The organism is Humidesulfovibrio sp. (assembly GCF_035560995.1).
Classification (GTDB): domain Bacteria; phylum Desulfobacterota; class Desulfovibrionia; order Desulfovibrionales; family Desulfovibrionaceae; genus Humidesulfovibrio.
The window spans coordinates 1-4,233 of the sequence record NZ_DATMYK010000349.1 but is presented as its reverse complement, the minus strand read 5'-3'; the positions used below and the strand labels follow the sequence as shown (position 1 = coordinate 4,233).

The following is a 4,233-nucleotide window of genomic DNA, read 5'->3' as shown; positions in this document are numbered from 1 at the left end:
GCTATGGCCTCCGTGTAGGGGGCGGTCAAAACGCCCTGCTCGGTGATGATGCCATGGATGAGCCGCGCCGGGGTCACGTCGAAGGCGTAGTTGAACACGTCCACGCCGTCCGGGGTGATCTGCGTGTGCCCCACGTGGGTCACTTCGCGCGGGGTGCGGTCCTCAATGGGGATCAGCGAGCCGTCGGCGGTCTCGGGGTCGATGGTGGACACCGGGGCGGCCACGTAGAAGGGAATGCCGAATTCCTTGGCCAGCAGCGCCACGCCAAAGGTGCCGATCTTGTTGGCCGCGTCGCCGTTGGCCGCAATCCTGTCAGCCCCGACGATGACCTTCTGCACCAGGCCGCGCTGCATAAGAAGCGCGCAGGCGTTGTCGCAGGCCACCTTCACCGGGATGCCGTCCTTGTGCAGCTCATAGGCCGTGAGGCGCGCGCCCTGCAGGAAGGGCCGGGTCTCGTTGGCGATGACCTTGACCTTTTTGCCCTGGGCCACTGCCGCGCGGATGGGCGCAAGCGCCGTGCCGTACCCGGCCGTGGCCAGGGCGCCCGCGTTGCAGTGGGTCATCACCGTGTCGCCGTCATTGATGAGGCTGGCCCCGGACGCGCCGATGGCCTGGCAGGTGGCGATGTCCTCGCTGTGCACGACCTTGGCCTTGCCCAGCCAGTACACCGCCAGCTCATCGAGGGAAAATTCCGGGTGCTTCGCCCACTCGCCCTGCATAAGGCGCACGGCCCAGCGCAGATTGACCGCCGTGGGCCGGGCGGAGGCTATCTCCTCCAGCTTGGCGGACAGGGCGGGCTTCCAGTCGGAAACGCCAGCCGCGGCCACTTCGCGCGCGGCAAGATAGCAGCCGTAGGCCGCAGTGACGCCGATGGCCGGGGCCCCGCGCACCACCATGACCACGAGGGCCTCGCAGATGTCCTTCACGGTCTTGCAGACGAACCATTCCTCACGCGTGGGCAGGTAGCGCTGGTCAAGCAGGACGAGGGCGTCCTTCTCCGGGGAGTACTGGATATGCTCGGTCATGGGGGGTCCTTTGAATTGATGAAACTTAGAAAGGCTATTTAAGCTTTTCAGCCAGCAGCTGGTTCACCACGGCCGGGTTGGCCTGGCCCTTGGTGCGGCGCATGATCTGGCCCACGAAGAAGCCCATGAGCTTGGTCTTGCCCGCGCGGTAGTCGGCCAGCTCCTTGGGGTTCTCGGCCAGCACGGCGTCGATGTCCGCCGCGAGGGCCGAGGTGTCGGAGATCTGCACCAGGCCCTTGGCCTTGACCAGCGCCTCGGGATCGCCGCCGGTCTCCAGCAACTCGGGCAGGATGTCCTTGCCGCTCTTGGCGCTGATCTGCCCCTCTTCCACCAGCCGCACCAGGGCGGCCAGGGACTGCGGGGCCAGCTTCAGGTCCGCCGCGCGGCCGCCGGAGGCGTTCAGCTCGCGCATGATGTCGGTCATGATCCAGTTGGCGATCTTCTTGGGCTCGTTGAAGGCTGTTACGGCCGCCTCATAATATTCGGAAAGGTCCCGCTCGGCGGTGAGCACCTCGGCAGCGTCGGCGGAGAGGCCGTACTGCTCCTTGAAGCGCGTCTCGCGCGCCTTGGGCAGCTCGGGCAGCTCGGTCTTCCACTGCTCGAGCCAGGCTTCCTCAAGCACCAGGGGCACAAGGTCCGGGCAGGGGAAGTAGCGGTAGTCGTGGGCTTCCTCCTTGCCGCGCATGGAGTGCGTGGTGCCCTTGTTCGCGTCATACAGGCGCGTCTCCTGCACCACCTGTTCTCCATCCTCGACAAGATCGATCTGGCGCTCCACCTCAAACTCGATGGCCTTCTGCACGTGCTTGAAGCTGTTCAGGTTCTTCAGCTCCGCGCGGGTGCCGAAGGCCTCCTGGCCAAAGGGCCGCACGGAGACGTTGGCGTCGCAGCGAAAGGAGCCCTCTTCCATGTTGCCGTCGCAGATGTCCAGGTACACCAGGATGCTGCGCAGGGCCTTCAGGTAAGCCACGGCCTCCTCGGCGCTGCGCATGTCCGGCTCGGAGACGATCTCGATGAGCGGCACGCAGGAGCGGTTCAGGTCCACGTAGCTGGCGTTGTCGTGGGCGGAATGGATGTTCTTGCCCGCGTCCTCCTCCATGTGGATGCGCGTGACGCCCACGCGCTTGGTCCCCTTGGAGGTGACGATGTCCACATGGCCGCGCTCGCAGATGGGCAGCTCGAACTGGGAGGTCTGGTAGCCCTTGGGCAGGTCGGGGTAGAAATAGTTCTTGCGCGCGAAGATGCTCTTGCGGTTGATCTCGCAGTCGATGGCCAGGCCCATCTTGGCCGCGTACTCCACCACCTTGCGGTTCAGCACGGGCAGAACGCCGGGCATGCCGGTGCACACCGGGCAGGTGTTCTCGTTGGGGTCCACGCCGAAGCGCGTGGAGCAGGAGCAGAAGATTTTCGACTGGGTCTTGAGCTGGGCATGCACCTCAAGGCCGATGACGGTTTCATATCTGGCCATGCGCTCCCCCTTCCCTTCGCGCCTTAGGCCCCGGCCTTGCGGGTGTAGAGTTCCGGGTTCAGGCGCGGGTCGTTGTACATCTTGAACTGGTAGTAGACCTTGGGCCGCTTGAGGCCCGCGGCGAAGTCCTCCACGAGGTCGAGGACGGACTGCTCGAGGTCGGCGCGCTGCTCGGTGAGCACGGCGAGCTTGCGGCTGCACTCGGCCACGAAGTCGGCCGTCACGCCCGCGCGCTCGGCCTGCTCGCGCATGTGGTACATCTTGAGGGCCAGGATGGAGCCCCGGTCCAGGGCCACGCCGATGGTCTCGGTGTTGAAGCGGGCGCGGGCGCCCTCGGCCTGGGCTGGCAGCAGGGGCATAAGCGCCTGCACCAGGAACAGGTCCAGGCGCTCGATGAGATCGTTGCGCTGCTGGTTCAGCTTGTCGATGGCGTATTTACAGTCCGCGATGAGCTCGGCCCCGGCGTCCTTGCGGCGCGCGCGGTCCTCCACGTGCCACAGGCGGAAGTTGCACCAGTGCTGGCGCAGGAGCAGGTCGAGAAAGCCCTCGCCATCGGCGGCTTCGGGGGTTTCTGCGGAAAAGGCGGGCTCCTGGCGGTGCCAGTCGGCCACGGTGACCGCCTGGGCCTCGAAGGCCCGGCGCAACAGGGAACGGATGTCGTCGCAGGAAAGATTGCTCATTGTCCTCTCGTGTATGCCTTGGTCCGAAGCGCGTTCTTGCTGACCAATAGATGCAGCCCCGCGCTGCCGCGCAGGCCCCCTTCCAGGCGCTCGGCCTTTTCGCCGCCGCCCAGGTAGAGATCCAGCCGGTGGCCCCTGATGTCGGAGCCGGTGTCCTGGGCCAGAACCAGCCCATGGAAGCCGACGGGCGCGCCGCCGTTTTGCCCGGGCAGGCCGAGGTCCAAGGCGGCCACGGTTCCCATGGGCAGAAGACTTGGGTCTGTAGCCAGACTGACCAGCGCAGTCAACGGTTTTTCCATGGCTCCGGCGCTGGGGCCGCTGCGCAGCTCGAAAAACACGTAGCAGCGATTCTGGACCATAACCTCTTGCGCACGCTCAGGATTTTCCGCGCACCACTGGCGGATGGACTCGCGCGCGAGCTTCTCTCTGGGCAGGGCGCCGTTGGCCAGCAGCAATTGGCCCAGCCCGGTGAATTCATAACCGTTTCCGGCCTTGAACTGCACGGTGCGGCGGCTGCCGTCGGGCAGCACCAGCGTGCCCGCGCCCTCGGTCTGCAGGGTGAAGGCGTCCAGGGGGCTTTTTACCCAGGCGATCTCCAGCCCCTGGCCGGAAAGGGCCCCGTCCATGTCGATGGCCTTGCGGTCATGATAGGGCAGCACGGCCCCGCCTGTCACGCGGTATGCCTTGGGCCGCCCGGCCTGCTGCTCGGACTGGCTGGCCTGGCGCAGGTCCGGCGGCTGGCCGTACAGCGGGTGCTCGTAGCCCGGCTGGCGCGTCAGGCTGGCCGGAATTTCGGGAGAATAATAGCCCGTCACCAGCGGACCCGGCGAAAGTTCGTACCACACGAAGCGCTCGGCCAGGAGGCCGGGATTGGCGTCCAGCTCGGGCAGCAGGTCGGCCAGTTCGCGGGCGGTGTCGCGCAGCTGCCCCCAGCTGAGACTGCCGCCGGGCTGCACCAGGGCGGGAGCGTCGGCCCGCTGCCGGGAAAGATAGTCCAGGCTGGCCCGCAGGGGACCGGCAAGGGCGGCGAAGGACGGCAGGGACTGGCTGGCCGGATCAAGCC

At 66.6% G+C, this 4,233-nt stretch carries 4 protein-coding genes; all 4 read right to left on the bottom strand.

Features of this window, described 5'->3' with window-relative positions; genetic code table 11:
* Positions 1–1,025, bottom strand: a 1,025-nt coding sequence (gene mtnA, locus VN419_RS13860; RefSeq protein WP_325647807.1) for an S-methyl-5-thioribose-1-phosphate isomerase, incomplete at its 3' end; no start/stop codon positions are given.
* A gap of 34 nt (positions 1,026–1,059) precedes the next feature.
* Positions 1,060–2,490, bottom strand: coding sequence for an Asp-tRNA(Asn)/Glu-tRNA(Gln) amidotransferase subunit GatB (gene gatB, locus VN419_RS13855; RefSeq protein WP_325647806.1), 1,431 nt, complete (start codon positions 2,488–2,490; stop codon positions 1,060–1,062).
* Between the two features lie 23 nt (positions 2,491–2,513).
* Positions 2,514–3,170, bottom strand: a complete 657-nt coding sequence (locus tag VN419_RS13850) for a DUF4254 domain-containing protein (protein WP_325647805.1) — start codon at positions 3,168–3,170, stop codon at positions 2,514–2,516.
* Positions 3,167–4,233 (bottom strand): MltA domain-containing protein (locus VN419_RS13845; protein WP_325647804.1); only part of this gene is annotated, 1,067 nt, incomplete at its 5' end. The genes VN419_RS13845 and VN419_RS13850, both read right to left, overlap by 4 nt.